This window comes from Pseudomonas sp. S2_F07 (genome assembly GCF_054668325.1).
The window spans coordinates 2,936,648-2,962,556 of the sequence record NZ_CP162758.1; the positions used below are offsets into that span (position 1 = coordinate 2,936,648).

Consider the following 25,909-nt stretch of genomic DNA (forward strand, 5'->3'; position numbering starts at 1 on the left):
GAGGCCGGGATGTACATCTATCGCTTGGTCCTGCTTTTGGTAGTGGGGATTTACCTGTTTTCCCCGGCCATCATGGATTGGTGGATCGACGCCACTGGCGCCTGGTATCGCCCTTATCTGCTCTGGCTGATCCTGATCGTCGTGACCTTCATCCTGCAGAGCCAAAAAGATGCCGATGAGCTTTAGCCTGACCCAGATGATCCTGATCAGCGCCGCGTACCTGGCGGTGCTGTTCGGTGTGGCCTGGATCAGCGAACGGGGCATGATTCCCCGGGCGATCATTCGCCACCCGCTGACTTACACCCTGTCGCTGGGCGTCTACGCCAGCGCCTGGGCGTTTTACGGCACCGTGGGCCTGGCCTATCAGTACGGCTACGGCTTTTTGTCCAGCTACCTGGGCGTTTCCGGGGCATTCCTGCTGGCGCCGGTGCTGCTCTACCCGATCCTGAAGATCACCCGCACCTATCAGCTGTCGTCGCTGGCAGACCTGTTTGCCTTCCGCTTCCGCAGTACCTGGGCCGGTGCGCTGACCACGATTTTCATGCTGGTCGGCGTATTGCCGCTACTGGCCTTGCAGATTCAGGCGGTCGCCGACTCCATCAGTATCCTCACCCGAGAGCCGGTACAGCATCGCGTGGCCCTGAGTTTCTGCGCACTGATTACGCTGTTCACGATTTTCTTCGGCTCCCGCCACATCGCCACCCGCGAAAAGCATGAAGGCCTGGTGTTCGCGATTGCCTTCGAGTCGGTGATCAAGCTGATCGCCCTCGGCGGTGTCGGGCTGTATGCGCTTTACGGCGTGTTCGACGGCCCACAACAGCTTGAACTGTGGCTGCTGCAAAACCAGACCGCGCTCGCTGCCCTGCACACCCCTTTGCAGGAAGGCCCGTGGCGTACGCTGTTGCTGGTGTTCTTCGCCTCGGCGATCGTGATGCCGCACATGTATCACATGACCTTTACCGAGAACCTCAACCCGCGTTCGCTGGTCAGTGCGAGCTGGGGCCTGCCGCTGTTCCTGTTGCTGATGAGCCTGGCGGTACCGCTGATTCTCTGGGCCGGCCTGAAGCTCGGCGCCACCACCAACCCGGAATACTTCACCCTGGGCATCGGCATAGCCGCCAACAGCAAGGCCTTGGCGTTGCTGGCCTATGTCGGCGGACTGTCCGCCGCCAGTGGCCTGATCATCGTCACCACGCTGGCGCTGTCCGGGATGGCCTTGAACCACCTGGTGCTGCCGCTGTATCAACCACCGGCCGAAGGCAACATCTACCGCTGGCTGAAGTGGACCCGCCGGGCGCTGATTGTCGCGATCATCATGGCCGGCTACGGCTTCTACCTGATGCTCGGTGCCGAACAGGACCTGGCCAACCTCGGCATTGTCGCTTTCGTCGCCACGTTGCAGTTCCTGCCGGGCGTGCTCTCGGTCCTGTATTGGCCGACCGCCAACCGTCGCGGCTTCATCGCCGGCTTGCTGGCAGGGATCCTGGTGTGGCTGGTGACCATGCTGTTGCCGCTGGTCGGCAACCTGCAAGGCTTCTACATTCCGCTGCTGAACATGATCTACGTGCTGGACGACACCAGCTGGCACATGGCGGCGATTGCCTCGCTGGCGGCCAACGTGCTGATGTTCACCCTGATCTCGTTGTTCACCAATGCCAGCACCGAAGAGGCAAGCGCTGCCGAAGCCTGCGCCGTGGATAACGTTCGCCGCCCGCAACGCCGGGAACTGCACGCCGCCTCGCCCCAGGAATTCGCTACGCAACTGGCCAAGCCACTGGGTGCAAAGGCGGCGCAGAAAGAGGTGGAACAGGCACTGCGCGACCTCTATCTGCCTTTCGACGAACGCCGCCCCTATGCCCTGCGCCGCCTGCGTGACCGCATCGAGGCCAACCTCTCCGGCCTGATGGGCCCGAGCGTGGCCCAGGACATGGTCGAGACGTTCCTGCCATACAAGGCCGGCGGCGAAAACTACGTCACCGAAGACATTCACTTCATCGAAAGCCGCCTCGAGGATTACCACTCGCGCCTGACCGGCCTGGCCGCCGAACTCGATGCCCTGCGCCGCTACCACCGCCAGACCCTGCAGGAATTGCCGATGGGCGTTTGCTCGCTGGCCAAGGATCAGGAGATCCTCATGTGGAACAAGGCCATGGAGGAACTGACCGGCATCGCCGCGCAGCGCGTGGTCGGTTCGCGCCTGAGTACCATTGCCGACCCATGGAAAGACCTGCTGCAAGGTTTCATCAATGTGCCGGACGAGCACTTGCACAAACAGCACCTGGCACTCGACGGCCAGACACGCTGGCTGAACCTGCACAAAGCGGCGATCGACGAACCCCTCGCGCCGGGCAACAGTGGCCTGGTATTACTGGTGGAAGACCTGACCGAAACCCAGATGCTCGAAGACAAACTGGTGCACTCCGAGCGCCTGGCCAGCATCGGTCGACTGGCGGCCGGCGTGGCCCATGAAATCGGCAACCCGATTACCGGTATCGCGTGCCTGGCGCAGAACCTGCGCGAAGAACGTGAAGAAGACGGCGAGCTGAAGGAAATCAGCGGCCAGATCCTCGAGCAGACCAAACGCGTGTCGCGCATCGTCCAGTCGCTGATGAGCTTTGCCCATGCCGGCAGCCATCAACACAGCGACGAGCCCGTCTGTCTGGCCGAAGTGGCTCAGGATGCCATCGGCCTGCTGGCCCTGAACCGACGCAATTTCGAAGTGCAGTTCTACAACCTGTGCGACCCCGATCACTGGGTCGAAGGCGACCCGCAACGGTTGGCCCAGGTACTGATCAACCTACTGTCAAACGCCCGTGACGCCTCGCCTCCCGGCAGCGCGGTACGGGTCAAGAGCGAAGCCGGCGAACACACGGTCGACCTGATCGTGGAAGACGAAGGCAGCGGTATTCCGTCGAGCATCATGGACCGATTGTTCGAACCTTTCTTCACCACCAAGGACCCTGGCGAAGGCACCGGTCTGGGCCTTGCACTGGTCTATTCCATCGTTGAAGAGCATTATGGACAAATCACCATCGACAGCCCGGCTGATGTTCAAAGCCAACGCGGTACCCGAATCAGGGTTACCTTGCCGCGTCATGTCGAAGCGACGTCCGCTGTGAACTGAGACCGTCGAGAGTATCGAATCAATGCCGCACATTTTGATCGTCGAAGACGAAACCATCATCCGCTCCGCCTTGCGCCGCCTGCTGGAACGTAACCAGTACCAGGTCAGCGAAGCCGGATCAGTGCAGGAAGCACAAGAACGCTTCACCATTCCCTCGTTCGACCTGATCATCAGTGACCTGCGCCTGCCGGGCGCGCCTGGCACGGAGTTGATCAAGCTCGCGCAGGGCACGCCGGTGCTGATCATGACCAGCTATGCCAGCCTGCGCTCGGCGGTCGACTCGATGAAAATGGGCGCGGTGGACTACATTGCCAAGCCATTCGACCATGACGAAATGCTACAAGCGGCCGCACGAATCCTGCGTGACCGACAAACGGTACAAGCCGGTGGTGAAGCCGTTGCCGGCAAAGTCACCAACGGTGCGGCGAAATCCGGTACCGACAACAGCAACGGTGAAATCGGCATTATCGGCTCGTGCCCACCGATGCAGGACCTGTACGGCAAGATCCGCAAAGTGGCACCGACCGACTCCAACGTTCTGATCCAGGGCGAATCGGGTACCGGTAAAGAACTGGTGGCTCGCGCCCTGCACAATTTGTCCAAACGCGCCAAGGCGCCGATGATTTCGGTGAACTGCGCGGCCATTCCGGAAAGCCTGATCGAGTCCGAACTGTTCGGCCACGAAAAAGGCGCATTCACCGGCGCCAGCGCCGGGCGCGCCGGCCTGGTGGAAGCGGCGGACGGCGGCACCTTGTTCCTCGACGAAATCGGCGAACTGCCACTGGAAGCCCAGGCTCGCCTGTTGCGTGTGTTGCAAGAAGGCGAAATTCGTCGCGTGGGTTCGGTGCAGTCGCAAAAAGTCGATGTGCGCCTGATCGCGGCGACTCACCGCGACCTCAAGAGCCTGGCGAAAATCGGCCAGTTCCGTGAAGACTTGTATTACCGCCTCCACGTTATCGCGCTGAAGCTGCCAGCCCTGCGCGAACGCGGTGCGGACGTCAACGAAATCGCCAATGCGTTTCTGGCGCGGCAAAGTGCGCGCGTCAACCGCACCGACCTCAAATTCGCCGCGGATGCCGAGCAAGCCATTCGTCACTACGCTTGGCCGGGCAACGTTCGCGAACTGGAAAACGCCGTCGAGCGCGCCGTCATCCTGTGCGAAAGCCCGGAAATTTCCGCCGAGCTGTTGGGCATCGACATCGAACTGGGCGACCTGGAAGACGACGAGTTCATTGGCCTGGCGCCCCAACAGGGCAACGGCAACACCAGTAACAGCAACCACGAACCGACCGAAGACCTCTCCCTGGAAGACTACTTCCAGCATTTCGTCCTCGAACATCAGGACCACATGACCGAAACCGAGCTGGCCCGCAAGCTCGGGGTCAGCCGCAAATGCCTATGGGAGCGCCGTCAGCGCCTGGGCATCCCGCGCCGCAAGACCGGGGTGGCCAGCGAAAGCTGAATCGCACCTGTCGTATGTGCGGGTAACACGTGACTTTGTGAAAAAACTGTTACCTCAGCTTTTTCACGTAACAGAAGCCGGGGCTTACGGTAACGAAGCCCCGGCTTTTTTTGGCCCTCGAAATGCCTGCCAACCGGCCTAACCCCTTGTTTTATTGGGTTTCGAAAAAGTTGGCACGCACCCTGCTATATGTTTGGTACAAGAACAATAACAAGCAATGCACAAGACAATAAAAATAAGACGAATCGACTCACGCACAATAAAAACAAGACGGCGAGAGGCGCAGCTAACTGATTCTTTTGGAGAGGCGTTGTATTTGGGGCTTGCCCCACGACCAGGCCGAGAACAACAAAAACTGTCCTAAGACAGAGCCTGTACTGGTTGGATCGAAAGATCACTGCAATTCAGCGACCAAAGCAATCCGTTTGCTCTTGGCTCCCGATTGGGAGGGTCATGAAGGAAAGCTTCATGGCGAGGGCACTCAACAAAAACAAGAAGCCCGAAACCAAAAATAAAAATAGAGCATGCAACTACTTCTTGGGGAGCTTCGGCTCCCCTTGTGGTTTGCGCGATTCGCAAATCCCCGTAAATCGGCTCGTTCCGGCCTTTAAGCCTGCGGCCTACAGCTCATATCTGCTGTGTCCTACACCATCCCCCGACTAAATGCTAGAATCCCCGCCCATCATGCGGTCATTCTTCTGTTATGGCCGAATATTCCTTCAAACAGTGCATCCCATGCTGAAGAAGCTGTTCCAGTCATTCCGTTCTCCCAAGCGTCCTACGCAACACATTCGCAGCACGCCTGAAGTGCTCAACAGCGGCCAACACTCGCTGCAGAAGGCGCAATTCAGCCGCTACGCGGTGAATATCGTTGAACGCCTGCAGAACGCCGGTTATCAGGCTTACCTGGTTGGCGGTTGCGTGCGCGACATGCTGCTGGGTATCACACCGAAAGATTTCGACGTTGCCACCAGCGCCACACCGGAACAGGTACGGGCCGAATTCCGTAACGCGCGAATCATCGGGCGCCGGTTCAAGCTGGTGCACATCCACTTCGGCCGCGAAATCATCGAAGTCGCGACCTTCCGCGCCAATCACCCGCAAAACGAAGACGAGGAAGACAGCAACCAGTCTTCGCGCAACGAGAGCGGGCGCATTTTGCGCGATAACGTCTACGGCACCCTGGAAGAAGACGCGCAACGTCGCGACTTCACCATCAATGCCCTGTATTACGATCCGGTCAGCGAACGCATCCTCGACTACGCCAACGGCGTACACGACATCCGCAATCACCTGATCCGCCTGATCGGCGATCCGACGCAACGCTACCAGGAAGACCCGGTACGGATGCTGCGGGCCGTGCGTTTCGCCGCCAAGCTGAACTTCGGCATCGAAAAACACAGCGCCCTGCCGATCCGCGGCCTGGCGCCGATGCTGCGCGAGATCCCGTCGGCCCGCCTGTTCGAAGAGGTGCTCAAGCTGTTCCTCTCCGGCCATGCCGCCGATACGTTTGAAATGCTGGTCGACCTGCAATTGTTCGATCCACTGTTTCCGGCCAGCGCCGAAGCACTGGAATACAACCCGACGTACACCCACACCCTGATCAGCGAAGCCCTGATCAACACCGACCTGCGGATCAAGCAGAACAAACCGGTAACCCCGGCGTTCCTCTTTGCAGCCCTGCTCTGGCCTGCCCTGCCGGCCCGTGTCCTGCGCCTGCAGGAGCGTGGCATGCCGCCGATTCCGGCGATGCAGGAAGCGGCGCACGAGCTGATTGCCGAACAGTGCCAGCGCATCGCGATTCCGAAACGCTTCACCATGCCGATCCGCGAAATCTGGGACATGCAGGAACGCCTGCCCCGCCGCAGCGGCAAGCGTGCCGATCTGCTGCTGGACAATCCGCGTTTCCGCGCCGGCTACGACTTCCTGCTGCTACGCGAAAGCGCCGGCGAGCAGACCGATGGCCTGGGCGAATGGTGGACTGACTATCAGGACGCCAACGAAAGCGAGCGTCGCGACATGATTCGCGACCTCAGCGGCAAGGATGAAGGCACCGGCGCCCCGCGCAAGCGTCGCCGCAGCGGTGGTTCCAAGCGCAAACGCGCTGCCGGCGCTTCGAGCACCACGGGCGAGTAATCCATGGAACGCATCTACATCGGCATGGGCAGCAATCTGGCTGACCCCGCCGAACAATTGCGCAGCGCCGTCGAGGCGCTGGCGCACTTGCCGCAAACGGAACTGGTCGGGATATCCGCGTTTTATCAAAGCGACTCGCTGCTGCCCGGACAACCGCGCTACACCAACGCGGTCGCTGCTCTCGACAGTACGCTGGCGCCGCTGGACCTTCTGGATGCCTTGCAGACCATCGAAAACGGCCAGGGTCGCGAGCGCCTTGTGCGCTGGGGGCCGCGCACGCTTGACCTCGACATCGTGCTGTTCGGTGATCGCCTGATCGACGAACCACGCCTCAAGGTTCCCCATTACCACATGCAGGAACGGGCCTTCGTGCTGTATCCACTGGCGGAACTGGCCCCTGCGGATCTGCGCCTGGCCGATGGCCGCGAGCTAAGTGAATTACTCGCAGCCTGCCCGTTCGTCGGGTTGGAACGCCTGCTCCCGGCGTGACACCACTCCCACATTGGTTTTGCGTCGATCACAATATCTGCTGCTGAATCGCATCAGTTACCCCGGTAACACCCCACCCGTAACAATGCGGTAACACACGCAATTGACTTCCCTCGTTCTCCTCACGACTATAGGCGTCCCGCTGCCGCCTACACGGCGTTCAAGGGCGCAATCCAGGCCTTAAAAGCACGACGAAAGAGCGTGCGCCTGTATTCAACGAAGAATCACGCGCGTTACTCGCAGTAGTTTCCACAGCGCCTGAATGAGGAACTTTTCATGCCAGCCATCACCCTGACCACCCTGCAAGGTCTGAAGCAAAAAGGTGAAAAAATCACCATGCTGACCTGCTACGACGCAACCTTCGCCCACGCCTGCAACCAGGCCGGCGTCGAAGTGCTGCTGGTGGGCGACTCCCTCGGCATGGTTTTGCAGGGCCACGACAGCACCTTGCCTGTCACTACCTCCGAAATGGCTTATCACGTGGCCGCCGTCAAACGCGGTAACAGCGATGCCCTGATCCTCGCCGACCTGCCTTTCATGGCCTACGCCACCACCGAGCAAGCCATGACCAACAGCGCCCTGTTGATGCAGGCCGGCGCGCACATGGTCAAGGTCGAAGGAGCGTTGTGGCTGGCCGATTCGATCCGCCTGCTGGCCGAGCGCGGCATCCCTGTCTGTGCGCACATGGGCCTGACGCCGCAATCGGTGAACATCCTTGGCGGCTACAAGGTCCAGGGTCGCAATGAAAACCAGGCGCGGCAAATGCGTGCCGACGCGATCGCCCTGGAACAGGCTGGCGCGGCAATGCTGCTGCTCGAGTGCGTCCCGAGCGAACTGGCGGAAGAAATCACCCAGGCGGTGAAGATTCCGGTGATTGGTATTGGCGCTGGCAATCGCACCGATGGCCAGGTGCTGGTTCTGCACGACATGCTGGGCCTGTCCATTACCGGCCGCATGCCGAAATTCGTGAAAAACTTCATGACTGGCCAGACCAGCATTGAAGCTGCATTGATTGCCTACGTGACTGAAGTCAAAGCGGCAACATTCCCTGGAATCGAACACGGATTCTCTGCATGAACACCGTAAAAACCGTACGCGAACTGCGGGCCGCCGTGGCCCGTGCCCGTGGCGAAGGCAAGCGCATCGCCTTTGTGCCAACCATGGGCAACCTGCACAGCGGCCACGTGGCGCTGGTGACCAAAGCCTCCCAACGGGCGGACTTCGTGGTTGCGAGCGTTTTCGTCAACCCGCTGCAATTCGGTGCTGGCGAAGACCTCGACAAGTACCCGCGCACCCTCGCCGCCGACCAGGAAAAACTGCTCCAGGCCGGTTGCCATCTGCTGTTTGCCCCCACCGTTGAAGAGATGTACCCCGACGGCATGGCCGGCCAGACCCGCGTCAGCGTCCCGCAATTGTCCGAAGGCCTGTGCGGTGCCAGCCGTCCGGGGCATTTCGAAGGCGTGGCGACGGTGGTCAGCAAGCTGTTCAACATGGTCCAGCCGGACCTGGCGATTTTCGGCGAGAAAGACTTCCAGCAACTGGCGGTGATTCGCGCGCTGGTTCATGACCTGAACATGCCGATCCAGATCATCGGCGAGCCCACTGTGCGCGCTACCGATGGCCTGGCGCTGTCGTCGCGCAATGGTTTCCTCAGCGAAGAGCAACGCGCTGTGGCACCAGTGGTTTATCGCACGCTGAATGCGATCGGCGAAGCGATCAGGCAGGGCGAACGCGACTACCCGGCGCTGATCGGCACCCAGATCAAACAGCTCGAAGCCGCCGGCCTGCGTCCCGACTATCTGGAAATCCGCCATGCCCTGACCTTGCGCCCTGCGACGGCGCAGGATCGTGACCTGGTGATTCTGGTGGCGGCGTTCCTCGGTACGACGCGGTTGATCGACAACCTGCACCTGAACCTCGACGCGCCAATCTAAACACTGCAATACCCTGTGGGAGCGGGCTTGCTCGCGAATACGGTCTGTCAGCTGACACATACGTCGACTGACGCAACGCCTTCGCGAGCAAGCCCGCTCCCACATTCGATTTGCGGCAGTTTCCACACCTTATTGCTGCCTCTCAAGCCTTCGGGCAAACTGCCCGCCGTTCGATTCCGACCTGGGAAATACTCATGCACGCCATCATGCTCAAAGCCAAGCTGCATCGCGCCGAAGTCACCCACGCTGTACTCGATTACGAAGGCTCCTGCGCCATCGATGGTGAATGGCTGGACCTGTCCGGCATTCGTGAGTACGAGCAGATCCAGATCTACAACGTCGACAACGGCGAGCGCTTCACCACCTATGCCATCCGTGGCGAAGAAGGTTCGCGCATGATTTCGGTCAACGGCGCCGCCGCGCACAAGGCCAAGGTTGGCGATCGCGTGATCATCTGCGCTTACGCTCATTACAGCGAAGCCGAACTGCTCAACTTCAAGCCGCGCATGCTCTACATGGCACCGGGCAATGAACTGAGCCACACCAGCAACGCCATTCCGGTCCAGGTCGCCTGATCCGATCCCTGTCTCTTCCGTTTGTCGGACCATTCCTAACTTCGATGTTAAAAAAGTACCGGAAACAGGTCAGACAAAGTCAAGACAGATCATTGCGCGGGGTTTACTGTAGTCGCCCTGCGCCATGAAATCGTGTCGACGCAGTTGACCGGAACGCCCACCCACAGCGCTCCGGGATTTTTAGTGTTCAAAAGGCCGTTCAAGTAATAAGGAAACCCGCAGCGATGGCGTATTACCGCACTCCTCACGACGTTACCGCTCTGCCTGCCTGGCAAGCGCTGAATGACCACCGCCAAGCCATGCAGGATTTCAGCATGCGCGAAGCTTTCAATGCCGATCCGCAGCGTTTTACTCAATTCACCCTCAGCAGCTGCGGCCTGTTTCTCGACTATTCGAAAAACCTGATCAACGCCGAGACCCGCAATCTGCTGGTGGGCCTGGCCAACGAAGTCGACCTCAAGGGCGCGATCAAGTCGCTGTTCGATGGCGAAATCGTCAACTCTTCCGAAGGTCGTCCGGCCCTGCACACGGCCCTGCGCCGCCCGGTCGGCGACAAGCTGTCGGTCAATGGCGTCAATGTGATGCCCGAAGTGCACAAGGTGCTGAACCAGATCACCGACCTCGTCGGCCGTATCCACGACGGTCTGTGGCGCGGCTACACCGAAAAGCCGATCACCGACGTGGTGAACATCGGCATCGGCGGCTCCTTCCTCGGCCCGGAGCTGGTGTCCGAAGCCTTGCTGTCCTACGCCCAGAAAGGCGTGCGTTGCCATTACCTGGCGAACATCGACGGCAGCGAATTCCACGAACTGGCCATGAAGCTGCGCGCCGAGACCACGCTGTTCATCGTCTCGTCGAAATCCTTCAACACCCTTGAAACCCTGAAGAACGCCCAGGCCGCCCGTGCCTGGTACCTGGCCCAGGGTGGTTCGGAAGCCGAGCTGTATCGCCACTTCATCGCGGTTTCGAGCAACAACGCCGCCGCCGTGGCGTTCGGCATCCGCGAAGAAAACATTTTCCCGATGTGGGACTGGGTCGGCGGGCGCTACTCGCTGTGGTCGGCCATCGGTTTGCCGATTGCCCTGGCCATCGGCATGTCGAACTTCAAGGAGTTGCTGTCCGGTGCCTACACCATGGACCAGCACTTCCAGACCGCGCCGTTCGAACAGAACATGCCGGTGCTGCTGGCCTTGCTCGGCGTGTGGTACGGCAACTTCTGGGGCGCGCAAAGCCACGCGATCCTGCCGTACGATCACTACCTGCGCAACATCACCAAGCACCTGCAACAGCTGGACATGGAATCCAACGGCAAGAGCGTGCGCCAGGACGGCAAGCCCGTGTCCACCGACACCGGGCCGGTGATCTGGGGCGGTGTCGGCTGCAACGGTCAGCACGCCTACCACCAGTTGCTGCACCAGGGCACCCAACTGATCCCGGCTGACTTCATCGTGCCGATCGTCAGCTTCAACCCGGTGTCCGACCACCACCAGTGGCTGTACGCCAACTGCCTGTCGCAGAGCCAGGCGCTGATGCTCGGCAAGACCCTTGGCGAGGCCGAAACCGAACTGCGCGACAAAGGCATGAGTGACGCCGAAGTGCAAAAACTCGCGCCACACAAGGTGATCCCGGGCAACCGTCCGAGCAACACCCTGGTGGTCGAGCGCATCAGCCCGCGTCGCCTCGGCGCTCTGGTGGCGATGTACGAGCACAAAGTCTTCGTGCAAAGCGTGATCTGGGGCATCAATGCTTTCGACCAGTGGGGTGTTGAGCTGGGCAAAGAGCTGGGCAAAGGCGTCTACAACCGCCTGGTCGGCAGCGAAGAAACCCCGGCCGAGGACGCCTCGACCCAAGGGCTGATCAATTACTTCCGTGGTCGTCACCGCGGGTGATCGGCTGAAGGGGCGGTTAGCCCGCCCCTTCAAACGGCACCGGGTTTACTGCAAAAACGGTGGCGTGCACTATCACTGTAGGAGCTGCCGAAGGCTGCGATCTTTTGATCTTCAAAGCAACGTCAAAAGATCGCAGCCTTCGGCAGCTCCTACGAGGGTCGCACAGCTCCCCTCTTGAACCCTTTGACCTCTCGGCGCATCTTTATCTTTGTCGCAAAACAAGAATAAGGAACCGTCATGTTCGATATCAGCACGTTCCCCAAAGCCGATGCCGTCCGCCGGGCCGCGCAATTGAGTCAAGACGACTATCAGCGCCTGTACCGCCAATCCATCGAACACCCCAGCACCTTCTGGGCCGAACAGGCCACGCGTTTTCTCGACTGGAGCGCCCCCTGGGAAACCGTCCAGCGCTACAACCTGAAAACCGGTGAAGCCACCTGGTTTGCCGGCGCGCAGTTGAACGTCAGCTATAACTGCATCGACCGGCACCTGGAGAAGCGCGGCGATCAGGTCGCCATCATCTGGGAAGGCGACGACCCTGCCGACTCGACATCGATCACCTACAAAAAACTGCATGAAAACGTCTGTCGCCTGGCCAACGTGCTGAAAAGCCGTGGCGTGAAAAAAGGCGACCGTGTGTGCATCTATATGCCGATGATTCCCGAGGCGGCCTACGCCATGCTGGCCTGTACCCGCATCGGCGCGGTGCACTCGGTGGTGTTCGGCGGTTTCTCCCCGGACTCGTTGCGCGACCGCATTCTCGACGCCGACTGCCGCACCGTGATCACTGCCGATGAAGGTGTGCGCGGCGGCAAGGTCGTGCCACTCAAGCAGAACGTCGACAAGGCGCTGCAAAGCTGCCCGGACGTGAGCACCGTGCTGGTGGTCGAGCGCAGCAAGGGGTCGGCGAACCGGGTCGAAGGACGAGACATCAAGTACCAGCAGGCACTGAGCGAAGCCAGCGCCGATTGCCCGCCCGAGCCGATGGACGCCGAAGACCCGCTGTTCATCCTCTACACCTCCGGCAGCACCGGCAAACCCAAAGGCGTGCTGCACACCACCGGCGGTTACCTGCTGCAAGCAGCGATGACCTTCAAGTACGTGCTGGACTACCGCGACGGCGAAGTCTTCTGGTGCACCGCCGACGTCGGCTGGGTCACTGGCCACAGTTACATCGTCTACGGCCCGCTGGCCAACGGCGCGACCACGCTGATCTTCGAAGGCGTGCCGAACTACCCGAGCACCTCGCGCTTCTGGCAGGTGATCGACAAGCACAAGGTGAACATTTTCTACACCGCCCCGACGGCCCTGCGCGCACTGATGCGCGAAGGCCCGGAACCGTTGAAGCAAACATCCCGCGCCAGCGTCAGGCTACTCGGCACGGTCGGCGAGCCGATCAACCCGGAAGCCTGGGAATGGTATTTCCATGAGGTCGGCCAAGAGCGTTGCCCGATCGTCGATACCTGGTGGCAGACCGAAACCGGCGGCATCATGCTCAGCCCGCTGGTCAGTGCCCAGCGGATCAAGCCCGGTTGTGCGACACAACCGATGTTCGGCGTGCAACCGGTGCTGCTCGACGAGCAAGGCAAGGAAATCAAGGGCGCCGGCAGCGGCGTACTGGCCATAAAATCCAGCTGGCCGGCGCAGATCCGCAGTGTCTATCGCGACCCGCAACGCATGGTCGACACCTACTTCAAACCCTACCCCGGCTACTACTTCACCGGTGACGGCGCACGGCGCGATGAAGATGGCGACTACTGGATCACCGGGCGCATCGACGATGTGATCAACGTGTCCGGCCACCGTATCGGCACCGCCGAAGTGGAAAGCGCCCTGGTGCTGCACGAGAGCATCGCCGAAGCCGCTGCGGTCGGATATCCCCACGACATCAAGGGCCAGGGCATCTATGTCTTCGTCACGCCCATGAACGGCGTCGAAACCAACGATGAACTGAAGAAGCAATTGCTGGCCCTGGTCAGCAAGGAAATCGGCAGTTTCGCCAAACCGGACTTGATCCAGTGGGCCCCGGCCTTGCCGAAAACCCGCTCAGGCAAGATCATGCGGCGCATCCTGCGCAAGATCGCCTGCAATGAACTGGACAGTCTGGGTGATACTTCGACCCTGGCAGACCCGAGCGTGGTGCAAGGGCTGATCGACAAGCGCTTGAACCAGTAACCTACAGGCGCGGCCAGTGGCCGCGCCCTCCTCTTTCATCACTGAGTGGCCATGGAATTCATCCGCACCCGCATCGAAACCCAGATCATGAGCCTGACCGGTTTGTCTTTGGGCAAACTCGACCTGGAAAACCCCAAGGGCGACCCCGGGCTGTTCGGGCCGGACTCGGTGAGCTGGCAAGTCCATGGCGATTTCAGCAGCATGCTGATCGGTGGCATCAGCGCCCTGATGCTGCAGGCCCTGCACCCGCTGGCATTGGCCGGGGTCTGGGACCATTCGAACTTTCGTGAAGACATGCTCGGCCGGTTGCGCCGCACCGGGCAGTTCATCTCCGGCACCACCTTCGGTTCTCGACAGGATGCCGACTGGTTGATCGAAAAAGTCCGCACCATTCACCTGCAAGTGACCGGCACGGCACCGGATGGGCGCCCTTACGCAGCCAGCGATCCTGATCTGCTGACCTGGGTGCACGTCGCGGAAGTGAGCAACTTCCTCGCCGCGCATTTGCGCTATCGCAATCCACATTTGTCCCTCGCGGATCAGGATCGTTATTACGCCGAGATTGCCTTGGTTGCCGAACGTCTTGGGGCGCGTGATGTGCCCCGTTCACGGCAGGAAATTTCCGATTACCTTGAGCGCGTTCGCCCGCAATTGTTGTGCGATGAACGCAGTCGCGAAGTGCTGCGCCTGCTATTGAACGCCCCCGCCCCCAGCCGTCTGGCCAAGCCCTTCGGCGGCCTGATGATGCAGGCCGGGATCGACCTGCTGCCGGACTGGGCCAGCGACATGCTCGGCGTCAGCCAGAACCCGCTGCAACGCAAGCTGATCCGCGCCAGTGTCAATCGCAGTGCGCCGATGCTGCGCTGGGCGGTGCGTAACGGGTCAGTGCAGCGGGCTAAACGGCGGATGGGGATTACTTAGAAAGAACAAAGATCAAAAGCTTCGCGAGCAAGTCGGTCCCGCGCCAAAACTGTTAAACTCCCGCGCCCAATTCCCTCCTGCAAGGCGCCCAGCATGTCTTCCTTGAATCAGGCGCTGCGCGCCGCCCTCGATCAACGCCAGGACCTGCTCGCCGAACTGCACCAGCAAGGTACCGATTGCTATCGCCTGTTCCACGGCAGCCAGGAAGGCGCCGGTGGCCTGACCATCGACCGCTACGGCCCACAAATGCTGGTGCAAAGTTTCCACCAGGCGTTGGAGCGCGAGACGCTGCTGCAACTGCACGAAGCGATCAATCAATACCTGGGTTTTGAAACCCTGCTGGTCTACAACGACCGCTCCCGTGGCAACTCGCGCATCGATCGCGAAGACATCGTCTACCGCGCCGACGAAGCCGCCCTGCAAGACCTGGTCGGCCACGAGTGGGGCCTGAAGTATCGGGTGCGAGGGCGCCATGCCGGACAGGACCCGCTGCTGTTCCTCGACCTGCGCAACACCCGCGGCTGGGTCAAGGATCACAGCAAGAACAAAAGCGTGCTGAACCTGTTCGCCTACACCTGTGGTGTCGGCCTCAGTGCTGCCGCCGGTGGCGCGCGCGAGGTGTGCAACCTGGACTTCGCCGAAGGCAACCTGGCGGTCGGTCGGGAGAACGGCCAACTCAACCCGCAGTTGCCGACCATGGAATTTATCCAGTCCGACTACTTCCCGGCCATTCGCCAACTGGCCGGGCTGCCGATCAGCCAGCGCCGCGGGCAAAAGCTGCCGAGCTATCAGCGCCTGGAACAGCGCCAGTACGATCTGGTGCTGCTGGACCCTCCAGCCTGGGCCAAGAGCGCGTTCGGCACCGTCGACCTGCTGCGCGACTACCAAAGCCTGCTCAAACCCGCCTTGTTGACCACCGCCGACAACGGCGTGCTGATCTGCTGCAACAACCTGGCAAAAGTCAGCATGGACGACTGGCGCGAACAGGTTTTGCGTTGCGCGGAAAAGGCCGGACGGCCGGTGCGTGAATGGACCATGATGAAGCCAGGCGCCGATTTTCCGTCGTTGGATCAACAGCCACCGCTGAAAACCCTGATTCTTCAGCTCTGACCGTCCTCGGAGAAATCTGAAATTTCCTGAACAGGCCGATCACTTCGGAACCGGAAACGCATGCCATACTCCAAGGCTCTCCGATTCAGACAGATGAAGCCGCACATGTACAAAGGATTGATTCGCGCCATTGGCGCCTTGTTGACTGCTCTGGCCCTCTACAGCTTGCTGGGTTTTCTGATTTTACCGGGTGTCGCGTTGCGCGTTGCCAACCAGCAACTGGCCAGCTACGCCACTACACCCGCGACCATCCAGCGGATCGAATTCAATCCGTTCAGCCTTGAACTGACCCTTTGGGGCTTGAACATCGGCGAACCCGGCAAGGAGCAGGTCGGTTTCGAGCGCCTGTACGCCAATCTGCAATTCGACAGCCTGTGGACCAAGGCGGTGCACCTGTCTGATGTCGAGCTGACCAAGCCCAAGACCGAAATCCTGTTCAGCAAGGACGGCAAACTCAACCTGCTCGGGCTGTTCAAGCTACCAGAGAGCGAACCCACGCCGGCCGACCCTGATGCCAAGCCGTTTCCGCTGCGCATCGAGCGGATCAAACTGGCGGGCGGCGCCGTACACTTTGAAGATGCCCGGCCCAGCGAACCCATCGAGTTTCTCTACGACACACTCGATTTCGAGCTGAAGAACCTCAGCACCCTGCCCGATGACAGCGCCGACATGACCCTGGTGGCCGTCGGCCCCAATGGCGGACAGATCGACTGGACCGGCAACTTCAGCCTGATCCCGATCGCCTCCGAAGGTAAGCTGAAAATCACTGATGGCAAGATGAAAGCCTTTTGGCCCTATGTGCGCGATGCCGTGCCACTGGATCTCGAAAACGGCGTCATGAGCATCAGCACCGACTACAAACTCAACCTGACCAAGGAAACCGAGCTGCTGCTAAGCAATGTAGCGGTCAGCATCGCCCCCTTCGCGATCAAGGCGCCGGATGGCCGACCGCTGGTAAAGCTTGAGCGCCTGGACGTCAGCGAAACCACCGTGGACCTGGCCAAACAGCAAGTGGTGGTCGGCAAGATCCGCAGCCACAAACTGGAAACCTGGGCCGCGCTGGAATCGGACGGCCAACTCGACTGGCAGAAACTGTTCGCCAGCCAACCGTCAAAACCCACCGCCAAAGCCAAGGCAGATGCCGAACCGACCAGCACTCCGGCGGCGGCAGACTCACCGAAACCTGAACCGGCCGCCCCAGACAAACCCTGGCAGGTGCTGCTCAAGGATGTGCAACTGCGCGACTACCAGGTGCATCTGGCGGACCGCAAGGCACAACCCGCCGTCGCCCTGGAACTGGCTCCGCTGAACCTTGACCTGCAAAACTTCGACAGCCTCAACGGTTCACCCTTTACCCTCAAGCTCGATACCGGCGTGGGCAAGCAAGGCAGGATCACGGCCGACGGCGAGGTCAACCTGGCCCCGGTCAGCGCCAGACTGAAGGTCCAGACCAAGGACATCGACCTGCGGGTTGCCCAGTCCTACATCACGCCGTTCATTCGCCTGGAACTGCGCAGCGGCATGCTCGGCAGTGATCTGGCGGTCGACCTGAAAAGCACCGAGCCCCTGGCGTTCAACGTCACCGGCCGCGCCCAGGTCGATCAGCTCCATACCCTGGACACCCTGAAAACCCGCGACTTCCTCAAGTGGCAACAGGTCGTGGTCGAAGGCCTGAACTATCAGCATGGGGACAGCCTGTCGATCGACAAGATCAACCTGTTCCAGCCCTATGCGCGCTTCATGATCAACGATGATCGCACCACCAATATCGATGACCTGCTGATTCCGCAACCGGCGGACTCCGCGGCAAAACCGGCGGCCAGCAAACCGGCCAGCAAAGAAAAACCCTTGGGCATCCACATCGGCGGCATTTTCATCAATGACGGTTCGGCCAACTTCGCCGACTTCAGCCTGACCCCGAACTTCGCCACCGCCATCCAGCAACTCAACGGGCAGATCGGCACCATCGACAGCCGCCAGCCGAAACCGGCCAGTGTCGACGTCAAGGGCAAGGTCGATCGCTACGCGCCGGTGACCATCAAGGGCTCGGTCAATCCGTTTGACCCGATGGCCAGCCTCGACATCGCCACCAGCTTCAAACGCGTGGAGCTGACCACGCTGACGCCCTACTCCGGCAAGTTCGCCGGCTACCGTATCCGCAAGGGCCGGCTCAATCTCGACCTGCACTACCAGATCACCAAGGGTCAGCTCAAAGCTGAAAACAAAGTGGTGGTCGAACAACTGGAACTGGGTGAAAAAGTCGACAGCCCGGATGCCGTGAGCCTGCCGCTGAAACTGGCCGTTGCCTTGCTCAAGGACGTCGATGGCAAGATCTCCATCGAACTGCCGGTCACCGGCGACCTGAACAACCCTCAGTTCAGTGTCATGCCGATTATCTGGCAGACCTTGCGCAACCTGGTCGTCAAGGCCGCGGCAGCGCCGTTCAAACTGATTGGCGGGCTGGTCAACGGTGGTGGCTCGGAAGACCTGGGCAGCGTTTCATTTGCAGCGGGTTCCAGCGAATTGGGCAAGGACGCCGAAGGCGCCCTGGACAAACTGTCCAAGGCGCTCAAGGAGCGTCCGGCCCTGCGCCTGGAAATCGAAGGCACCGCCGCCCAGAGCAGCGATGGCCCGCTGATCGCCGAACAACGCCTGGAACGTGAATACCAGTACAACTACTACAAAATGCTCCAGCGCCGCGGTGACAAGGTCCCGGCCCAGGCTTCGTTGCTGGAAGTGCCGGACGGGGAAAAAGGCCCGCTGCTCGAAGGTATCTACCGCACCCGCCTGAAAACCCAGCCCCCCGCCGAATGGAAGGATCTGGGCAAGGAAGAGCGCACCGCGAAAATGCGTGCCGAGGTGATCAAGTTCTGGAGCTCCAGCGACGTGCTGTTGCGTCAACTGGGCCAGGAACGCGCCAGCAGCATCAAGGATTACCTGGTCGACAAGGCCCAGTTGGAAGATGACCGGGTGTACTTCATCGACGCCAATCTGGGCGAAGCGCAAAGCGACGGCCGCGTGGTGACGCCGATGCATCTGGATGCCGAGTGATGAATCGGCGGCTGGAGTCTGCTCGCGATGGCGACCAAACAGTCGACATCGATGTCGCCTGAAAGTCTGCCATCGTCGGAACGCCGCCCGGAGCAAGCTCGCTCCCACAATTGATTTTCAGCGCCACACATAGAACAGGCCCCGGCAAAAATGCACGGGGCCTGTGACGGCCACATCCTTATGGCCTTTCGCATGAACTCTCAGGTTGCAACAGGCGTATGACTCTGCCCGTCTGTCGCGCCTTCTCCCGGTCCAGGCGAGAAGTCTTGCCTTACTCGGCTTTGAGGCCGTCAGCGGAGACCGCCTTGACGCCTTTGATTTTCTTGGTGATGGCCACAGCCATTTCTTTTTGCGAATCGGTCACGGCGGTGGTCGACGACAGCGATACCACACCTTTGTTGGTTTCAACCTTGATATCGCTACCTGGAATGCCTTTTTCGGTCATCAGGTCAGCTTTGACTTTGGTGGTGATCCAGGTATCGGAAGTAGCTTCTTTCGCTTCGGTCATTTCACCGGCAGCCAGCACCATTGGCGACTGGGTTGCCTGGGTGGTTTGAGCAAACGCGGCGTTGGCCATGGTCAGGGTCAGCGCGGTAGCAGCAGCGGCAGTGATAGCGAACTTCTTCATACGAGTAACTCCTGTTTTTCGGAAAGTCTGCCGGGTGTCTTGCCGGCAGGGTTACCTGGGATATTGCGAACGCTATGCCAACTTTGAAACAAAGAACAAAGTTTTATAAATCAACAAGTTATAAAATCAGCCAATTTTCGAAATCATGCAAAATGCACGAGAAGCACAAACTCTGCATGCAAGTTGCGGGTTTATGGAAAGTTCCTAAGATGCTGAAATTTCTGAGCTTTATCTGCAGCATTTAACGACAGGTCGACAAACAGGAAAAACCCCGCAAAAGCGGGGACTTGATTCAGCACTTCATGCCGCAGACCCGGAACAACCTTTAGGCAAGTAGTCCTCGGAAACGCTGCTCTTACATGACCAACCTTTGGTTTCGTCCCGTGTCAGGGTAACGGTTTTGTCCTGGACCACCCCCGGGGCATTGCGCAACGTACAAACGATTGATCCCGCTCCCGCCTGCGTTGTAGCCGTCACAGACAGGGCGCAGTGGTTGGTCGATGCCTTGCCAGCGGGTGCCACGTTGGCAATTGTCGGGGTTTCCCCCTGGTTGATCACATCCTCGAACGGCACCTTCATTGCAGTCAGCTCGGCCAGTGCCGCCGTGACCTTGGCCCGGGCCTGGTACTTGGAATACATCGGCAGGCCCAGTGTTGCCAGGATCCCGATGATCGCCACCACGACGAGCAACTCGATCAGGGTAAAACCTTTCTGATTGTTCATGTACAAGCTCCATGCATGAGTCGAAGGCTCATGACCTGCCCCATGGCAGCACAGCCTGTGCCAAGGCCAGAAGCCCCTGTTGGCAGGGGCTTGGTAGCCCGCAAAGCCCTTACCTACTACCAGGATCAGCACTATCTGACGTTTTTTGTCACCTCACCGAGTGGGTTTGGCCCCGTCCCTTGACTAGGCTATAAGAGCAGTTCAATCGGAATACCCAGGACTGAACATGGCGGTCAAGGCAGCGAAAATCAGCGTGTATGCATGGGAAGGCATCGACCGCAAAGGCACAAAAGTGACCGGCGAACTCAGCGCTCAAAACCCGGCGCTGATCAAGGCGAAACTGCGCAAGCAAGGCATCAGTCCCGGCAAGGTGCGCAAGAAAAACCCTTCGGTTTTCGACATGGGCAAGCGCATCAAGGCCCAGGACATTGCCCTGTTCACCCGGCAAATGGCGACGATGATGAAGGCCGGCGTGCCGTTGTTGCAGTCGTTCGACATCATCGGCGAAGGCTTTGACAATCCGGCCATGCGCAAGCTGGTGGACGAACTGAAACAGGAAGTTGCGGCAGGCAGCAGTTTCGCCGCCGCCCTGCGCAAGAAGCCCCGGTATTTCGATGAGCTGTATTGCAACCTGGTGGATGCCGGCGAGCAGGCCGGTGCCCTCGACACCCTTTTGGAGCGGGTCGCAACCTACAAGGAAAAAAGCGAAAGCCTCAAGGCCAGGATCAGGAAAGCCATGACCTACCCGCTGGTGGTGGTGTTCGTCGCGGCGATTGTCACCGGGATTCTGCTGGTCAATGTCGTGCCGCAGTTCGAATCCGTGTTCAAAGGCTTTGGCGCCGAACTGCCGGCCTTCACCGTGATGGTCATTGGCCTGTCGCAATTCATGCAGGCCTGGTGGTGGGTGGTCCTTGGCGCGCTGGTCACAACGGCCTTCGGCGTGCGCCACGCCCTCAGGACATCCCCGGCCTTCCGTGACCGGATGGACACCTGGCTGCTGAAACTGCCGCTGGTGGGCACCCTGATGCACAAGTCCGCCGTGGCCCGGTTCGCCCGTACACTGTCGACCACTTTCGCTGCCGGCGTGCCGCTGGTGGAGGCCCTGGAATCAGTGGCCGGTGCGACCGGCAATGTCGTGTTCAAGCACGCGGTATTGCGCATCCGGCAGGACATCTCGACCGGCATGCAATTGCACTTCGCCATGCGCACCTGCGGCGTCTTTCCGAACATGGCGATACAAATGACTGCAATCGGCGAAGAGTCCGGCACCCTGGACGCTATGCTCGACAAAGTCGCGGGGTTCTACGAAGACAACGTCGATAACATGGTCGATAACCTCACCAGTCTGATGGAGCCGTTCATCATGGTGGTGCTGGGTGTTATCGTCGGTGGACTGGTAGTTGCCATGTACCTGCCGATCTTCCAACTTGGCTCAGCGATCTGACATGCCCTTGAATGAAATCCTGATTCACTCTGCGCTGGCCTTTGTCGTTCTCGCAGGCCTCACCGGCCTGCTGGTCGGCAGTTTTCTCAATGTCGTGATCTGGCGCCTGCCGAAAATGCTCGAACGCGACTGGCGCGAGCAGGCCCATGACATTCTCGGCCTGCCTGGCGAAACGCCACTGCCGACTTACAACCTGTTGCTGCCCCACTCCCAGTGCCCGCACTGCGGTCACCGCATCCGCGCCTGGGAAAACATCCCGCTGCTCAGTTATGTGTTTTTACGCGGCCGCTGCTCAGCCTGTGCGGCAGCGATCAGCCCGCGCTATCCGTTGACCGAACTGGCCTGCGGCCTGTTGTCGGCGTTTGTGGCCTGGCACTTTGGCTTCGGTTGGCCAGCCGCCCTGGTGCTGATCCTGAGCTGGGGGTTGCTGGCGATGAGCCTGATCGACGCCGAACACCAGATATTGCCGGACGTACTGGTGCTGCCGTTGATATGGCTGGGGTTGATCGTCAACAGCTTCGGCCTGTTCGTGTCGTTGCACGAGGCGCTTTGGGGGGCGATTGCCGGGTACGGCCTGCTGTGGTCGGTGTTCTGGCTGTTCAAGCTGGTCACAGGCAAGGACGGCATGGGCTACGGCGATTTCAAGCTGCTGGCGATGCTGGGCGCCTGGGGTGGCTGGCAGATTTTGCCCCTGACCATCCTGCTGTCCTCGCTGGTAGGTGCCATTATCGGGCTGATACTGCTGCGCTGGCGCAACGCAAAAACCTCGACGCCGATCCCTTTCGGCCCCTATCTGGCCATTGCCGGCTGGATTGCGTTGCTCTGGGGTGGTCAAATAACCGACCTCTATTGGCAGTTTGTCGGTTTGAAATGAATAGCCCTGTGGAAAAACCCTGGATTCTCGGCCTGACCGGCGGCATCGGCAGCGGCAAAAGCGCGGCCGCCCAACACTTCATCGACCTGGGCGTGCATGTGGTCGACGCCGATCATGCCGCTCGCTGGGTAGTGGAACCCGGCCGCCCGGCACTGGCACAAATCGCCGAACACTTCGGCCCCGGCGTGTTGCAGGCCGACGGGCAACTGGACCGCGCGGCGCTACGCAAATTGATCTTCGAAGTGCCTGAAGAGCGCCGCTGGCTGGAGGCCCTCCTGCATCCGCTGATCGGCGAGGAAATCGCTCACCACCTGGCGCTGGCAAAATCGCCTTATGCGATTCTGGTTTCGCCGCTGCTGATCGAGTCCGGACAATACGCCATGACCCAACGGGTGCTGGTGATCGATGCCCCCGAACAATTGCAGATCGAACGCACCCTGCAACGTGACCAGACCAGCGAGCAGCAAGTCCAGGCGATCCTCAAGGCCCAGTCCAGCCGCCAGGATCGCGTGAGCCATGCAGACGACGTCGTGGTCAATGACCGCGACCTTGCCTGGCTGCACAGCGAGGTCGAACGCCTGCATCACTTTTATCTATCTTTGCGTGGAGGCCAGTCATGAGCCAACCAACAACCGTCGAATGCCCAACCTGTGGCGCCCCCGTGGAATGGACCGCCGAAAGCAAGTTCCGGCCATTCTGCTCCGACCGCTGCAAACTGATCGACCTGGGTGCCTGGGCGTCCGAAGAGCACAAGATTCCGGTGGCTCCCGATGCCGAGGACGAGATGTTCAGCGGTGACTTCGACCCGCGTCACTGATCCATCGAATGGGCGATTCCAGGTCTTGATGCGGATCAGGACTTGGGATCGTCGTCCTTCCAGGGAGCCGAGAGGTAACGGGTGCGGTTGAACGTTTCCAGCCACTCCGGGCAGAACACCACCAGCGCACTGACGATCATGCCGTTGATAAACGCTTCGGGGAAAATGATCAGCCACAGGTAACCGACAAAATCCTCAAGCCAGTACGGCATCTCGAAACGCTCGTCGAACCACAGCAACCAAAGCGCCAGCAGCAGGCACAGCAACGCCGACAGCGCCGCCGCAAAAAATCCGGAAACGAAGATATACACGAAGGGATTTCGTGGCTGCGCCCGCTCCACCAGAATGGCGCAGCACTCGGTGACCAGCACCGGCAGCGCAATCAACAGCGCGCCATTGACCCCGACCGCCGCCAGGTCCTGTCGACCGAGCAACACCAACCCCGTTTGTGCAACCAACCCGCCAACCAGCGCCAACGGCCAGTCCAGCAGCAGCGTCACCGCTGTCATGCCGATGAAGTGGTAAGACACGCCGGTATCAAAGTCGCGCCGCACCAGCCACAACAGAAACAGCGCAAACACCGTTCCGAGCAGCAGATGCTGACGACGGCTGTCGGTGAACAGCTCAACCCATGGCGCGCGACAGATCGCCCAGATCAACACCGGCACATAGATCAGCCAGCCGACCGCAAGGGTTTGCGATGACAGCAACTCTGCACCGATCATGGCTACGCGCGCCTCCCAAGCGAAGAACAACAGACTTTCAGTCTACACCGCCACTCGCCCGCCCTTCGACTTCAAGCCCAATGCCGCGGATCGCTCATCACCGCGTCATGTTCGGCGAACAGCTTCGGTAGCTCTGACTTGAGAAAGTCCACCCGGGTGCGGACCTTGCCATCGAGAAAACGTCGCGAAGGATAGGGCGATGACTGTTACGTTTTATGTAAGGCTGCATCCCTGGTTCGCCCCTTTATCCGTCGGTGGCAAAGACTAAAATTCAGACATCGAATCCGACACGGAGCATGCCAATATGAAAACGTTGATCAGCCTGTTGCTGACCGTCATCGCCACCTCGGCCATGGCCGCCGACAACGAGCCCCTCGCGGTCCTGTACAACCCGGCGCAGCCACTGGACATCGCCAAGGTGGTTTCGGTGTCCGACACGGCGACTGCGTGCGGGGTTGTACCGGCGACCATGGAATACATTGATCATCAAGGACAGGCCCATCGCGTGACCTACAACGTCATGGGTGATTGCACCAGCAACCTGTGATCGCCAGGCTCACAGCAAGGTCCATGTGTAGCTGAGGATCAAGCGGTTCTCGTCGATATCACTGCGGTAGTTGGAACGTGCCATCGCGTTGCGCACACGGATGCCAAGGCCTTTGAGGCTGCCGCTCTGCAACACATAGCCGATATCCAGGTCACGCTCGCGATCCTTGCCTTCATAGCCCTTGCCGGTATCGACGTTATTGCCGCTGATGTAGCGCACGGTGCTGGTCAGCCCCGGTACGCCGAGCGCCGCGAAGTCGTAGTCGTAGCGCGCCTGCCAGGAACGTTCATCGGTGAAGGCGAACTCATAGGTCGGCACTTCGTTGCCCAACGGCGAGATGTTGGCAAACACCCGTGGGAACGCACTGTCACCGAACATGCCCTGATAGCCGACGTAAAACGTATGGCCGCCACGCTTGGCCGACAGCAACGAGAAGAACGCCTGGTTGTCGATGTTACCCAGCAGTTTGTTGCCGTCCTCGCGCGAATCGTAGTAACCGAGGTTGGCGCCGAGGATCCAGTCGCCCACCGGCTCACTGTGCTTTAAACCCAGAAAACGCTGGTTGTAGATATCTTCCAGTTGCCCGTACCAGGCGCTGATCGAGCTGCGCTTGTCGTTGAAGACATAATCAGCGCCGGCAAAATTGAAACCGTCACTGCTGACCTGGCGCTGCGGCACGTGCCCCAGCATTGCTTGCATCTTTTCGTCGCCAGCCTCGTTGCGCAGGCTGGTTGAACTCAAGTGACCACCCTGCAGCGTCAGGCCATTGATCTCGTTGGAGGTGATGCTTGCGCCCTGATAACTGGGTGGCAGCAGACGAATATCACTGAATACCAACACCGGCAGATTGGGTTGCAGCTCACCGACTTTCAGTTCGGTTTTGGAGTAGCGCATCTTCAACGCGCCTTCCAGTCGGCTGTAGTTGTCCGCCGCGCGGCCGTCGCCCTGCACCGGCAGCAAACCGGTATTGGTCCGGTCCGGGGCACTGTCGAGCTTGAGGCCGAGCAAGCCAATGACGTCCACCCCAAACCCGACGGTGCCCTGGGTGTATCCGGACTTCACATTGAGGATGAAACCCTGTGCCCACTCTTCAGCCTTCGATTGCTGGTTGGCGCCGACGATGTCGGAATAGTCGCGACTGAAGTAATAATTGCGCGCCTGCAACGTCGCGGTGGTGTCTTCGATAAAGCCTTTTTCAGCGGCCATCGCACCTGTGGATAAACTCGAGACGACAGCCAGGGACAACGCCGAACCAGTTGTTGGGAGAATCTGTTTCATCGTTTTT

The 25,909-nt window shown here is 60.0% G+C and carries 22 protein-coding genes and 1 pseudogene; 18 read left to right on the top strand and 5 right to left on the bottom strand.

From position 1 onward, the window contains the following. Nucleotides 1-9 precede the first annotated feature (9 nt). From AB4O40_RS13175 to AB4O40_RS13235, 13 genes are all read left to right on the top strand, one after another. On the top strand, nucleotides 10-186 hold the full coding sequence (locus AB4O40_RS13175) for a hypothetical protein (protein ID WP_003176118.1): 177 nt from the start codon (nucleotides 10-12) through the stop codon (nucleotides 184-186). Continuing rightward, a complete protein-coding gene (locus AB4O40_RS13180; protein ID WP_223541981.1) occupies nucleotides 170-3,124 on the top strand; it encodes a sensor histidine kinase in 2,955 nt (984 codons plus the stop codon). Before AB4O40_RS13175 ends, AB4O40_RS13180 begins: the two co-directional genes overlap by 17 nt. A gap of 22 nt (nucleotides 3,125-3,146) precedes the next feature. Then, nucleotides 3,147-4,586 (top strand): sigma-54-dependent transcriptional regulator, encoded by a 1,440-nt coding sequence (locus AB4O40_RS13185; protein ID WP_056728629.1) that lies wholly within the window; start codon nucleotides 3,147-3,149, stop codon nucleotides 4,584-4,586. Nucleotides 4,587-5,321: 735 nt separating this feature from the next. Continuing rightward, nucleotides 5,322-6,722 (top strand): polynucleotide adenylyltransferase PcnB, encoded by a 1,401-nt coding sequence (locus AB4O40_RS13190; RefSeq protein ID WP_056728631.1) that lies wholly within the window; start codon nucleotides 5,322-5,324, stop codon nucleotides 6,720-6,722. 3 nt (nucleotides 6,723-6,725) lie between these two features. After that, on the top strand, nucleotides 6,726-7,211 hold the full coding sequence (folK, locus tag AB4O40_RS13195; protein ID WP_056728633.1) for a 2-amino-4-hydroxy-6-hydroxymethyldihydropteridine diphosphokinase: 486 nt from the start codon (nucleotides 6,726-6,728) through the stop codon (nucleotides 7,209-7,211). 276 nt (nucleotides 7,212-7,487) lie between these two features. Continuing rightward, nucleotides 7,488-8,288 (top strand): 3-methyl-2-oxobutanoate hydroxymethyltransferase, encoded by an 801-nt coding sequence (gene panB, locus AB4O40_RS13200; RefSeq protein WP_056728635.1) that lies wholly within the window; start codon nucleotides 7,488-7,490, stop codon nucleotides 8,286-8,288. Next, nucleotides 8,285-9,145, top strand: coding sequence for a pantoate--beta-alanine ligase (panC, locus tag AB4O40_RS13205; RefSeq protein ID WP_056728637.1), 861 nt, complete (start codon nucleotides 8,285-8,287; stop codon nucleotides 9,143-9,145). The genes panB and panC overlap by 4 nt, the downstream gene beginning before the upstream one ends. A gap of 194 nt (nucleotides 9,146-9,339) precedes the next feature. After that, nucleotides 9,340-9,720, top strand: a complete 381-nt coding sequence (gene panD, locus AB4O40_RS13210) for an aspartate 1-decarboxylase (RefSeq protein WP_003228271.1) — start codon at nucleotides 9,340-9,342, stop codon at nucleotides 9,718-9,720. 224 nt (nucleotides 9,721-9,944) lie between these two features. Then, entirely contained in the window at nucleotides 9,945-11,609 is a 1,665-nt protein-coding gene (pgi, locus tag AB4O40_RS13215; RefSeq protein ID WP_056728640.1) for a glucose-6-phosphate isomerase, read from the top strand. A gap of 237 nt (nucleotides 11,610-11,846) precedes the next feature. Next, entirely contained in the window at nucleotides 11,847-13,784 is a 1,938-nt protein-coding gene (acs, locus tag AB4O40_RS13220) for an acetate--CoA ligase (protein ID WP_056728642.1), read from the top strand. A gap of 51 nt (nucleotides 13,785-13,835) precedes the next feature. Then, nucleotides 13,836-14,705 (top strand): oxygenase MpaB family protein, encoded by an 870-nt coding sequence (locus AB4O40_RS13225; protein WP_223541983.1) that lies wholly within the window; start codon nucleotides 13,836-13,838, stop codon nucleotides 14,703-14,705. Nucleotides 14,706-14,798: 93 nt separating this feature from the next. Next, nucleotides 14,799-15,815, top strand: a complete 1,017-nt coding sequence (locus AB4O40_RS13230; protein WP_460054220.1) for a class I SAM-dependent rRNA methyltransferase — start codon at nucleotides 14,799-14,801, stop codon at nucleotides 15,813-15,815. A gap of 60 nt (nucleotides 15,816-15,875) precedes the next feature. Continuing rightward, nucleotides 15,876-18,866 carry a DUF748 domain-containing protein gene (locus AB4O40_RS13235; protein WP_056728647.1) on the top strand — a complete coding sequence of 997 codons (2,991 nt, stop codon included), beginning with the start codon at nucleotides 15,876-15,878 and terminating at the stop codon, nucleotides 18,864-18,866. Between the two features lie 271 nt (nucleotides 18,867-19,137). Here AB4O40_RS13235 and AB4O40_RS13240 read toward each other — a convergent pair whose 3' ends face one another. Together AB4O40_RS13240 and AB4O40_RS13245 are read right to left on the bottom strand one after the other, a co-directional pair. Further along, on the bottom strand, nucleotides 19,138-19,494 hold the full coding sequence (locus AB4O40_RS13240) for a BON domain-containing protein (RefSeq protein WP_056728649.1): 357 nt from the start codon (nucleotides 19,492-19,494) through the stop codon (nucleotides 19,138-19,140). A 300-nt stretch (nucleotides 19,495-19,794) separates the two neighbouring features. After that, nucleotides 19,795-20,217 carry a pilin gene (locus AB4O40_RS13245; RefSeq protein ID WP_056728651.1) on the bottom strand — a complete coding sequence of 141 codons (423 nt, stop codon included), beginning with the start codon at nucleotides 20,215-20,217 and terminating at the stop codon, nucleotides 19,795-19,797. A 226-nt stretch (nucleotides 20,218-20,443) separates the two neighbouring features. Here AB4O40_RS13245 and AB4O40_RS13250 point away from each other — a divergent pair, with 226 nt between their 5' ends. The 4 genes from AB4O40_RS13250 to yacG are packed head-to-tail and all read left to right on the top strand — an operon-like array spanning nucleotide 20,444 to nucleotide 23,352. Further along, complete coding sequence (locus AB4O40_RS13250) at nucleotides 20,444-21,661, top strand: type II secretion system F family protein (RefSeq protein WP_056728653.1); 1,218 nt, start codon at nucleotides 20,444-20,446, stop codon at nucleotides 21,659-21,661. A gap of 1 nt (nucleotide 21,662) precedes the next feature. Beyond that, nucleotides 21,663-22,535, top strand: a complete 873-nt coding sequence (locus AB4O40_RS13255) for a prepilin peptidase (RefSeq protein WP_414918737.1) — start codon at nucleotides 21,663-21,665, stop codon at nucleotides 22,533-22,535. Then, nucleotides 22,532-23,155 (top strand): dephospho-CoA kinase, encoded by a 624-nt coding sequence (gene coaE / locus AB4O40_RS13260; RefSeq protein ID WP_046041800.1) that lies wholly within the window; start codon nucleotides 22,532-22,534, stop codon nucleotides 23,153-23,155. The genes AB4O40_RS13255 and coaE overlap by 4 nt, the downstream gene beginning before the upstream one ends. Further along, entirely contained in the window at nucleotides 23,152-23,352 is a 201-nt protein-coding gene (gene yacG / locus AB4O40_RS13265; protein WP_007970539.1) for a DNA gyrase inhibitor YacG, read from the top strand. Before coaE ends, yacG begins: the two co-directional genes overlap by 4 nt. 35 nt (nucleotides 23,353-23,387) lie before the next feature. Here the strand turns inward: yacG and AB4O40_RS13270 are convergent, their stop codons facing one another. Both AB4O40_RS13270 and AB4O40_RS13275 read right to left on the bottom strand, forming a co-directional pair. Then, nucleotides 23,388-24,077 (bottom strand): energy-coupling factor ABC transporter permease, encoded by a 690-nt coding sequence (locus AB4O40_RS13270; RefSeq protein WP_056728657.1) that lies wholly within the window; start codon nucleotides 24,075-24,077, stop codon nucleotides 23,388-23,390. 71 nt (nucleotides 24,078-24,148) lie between these two features. After that, a pseudogene (locus AB4O40_RS13275) lies at nucleotides 24,149-24,271 on the bottom strand (LysR family transcriptional regulator); the annotation flags it as partial. Between the two features lie 110 nt (nucleotides 24,272-24,381). Between AB4O40_RS13275 and AB4O40_RS13280 the strand changes: the two are divergent. Next, on the top strand, nucleotides 24,382-24,624 hold the full coding sequence (locus AB4O40_RS13280; RefSeq protein ID WP_056728659.1) for a DUF2790 domain-containing protein: 243 nt from the start codon (nucleotides 24,382-24,384) through the stop codon (nucleotides 24,622-24,624). A 9-nt stretch (nucleotides 24,625-24,633) separates the two neighbouring features. On the opposite strand, the gene AB4O40_RS13285 is transcribed toward AB4O40_RS13280, so the two are convergent. Beyond that, complete coding sequence (locus AB4O40_RS13285; protein ID WP_223541985.1) at nucleotides 24,634-25,902, bottom strand: OprD family porin; 1,269 nt, start codon at nucleotides 25,900-25,902, stop codon at nucleotides 24,634-24,636. Between the last annotated feature and the right edge of the window lie 7 nt (nucleotides 25,903-25,909).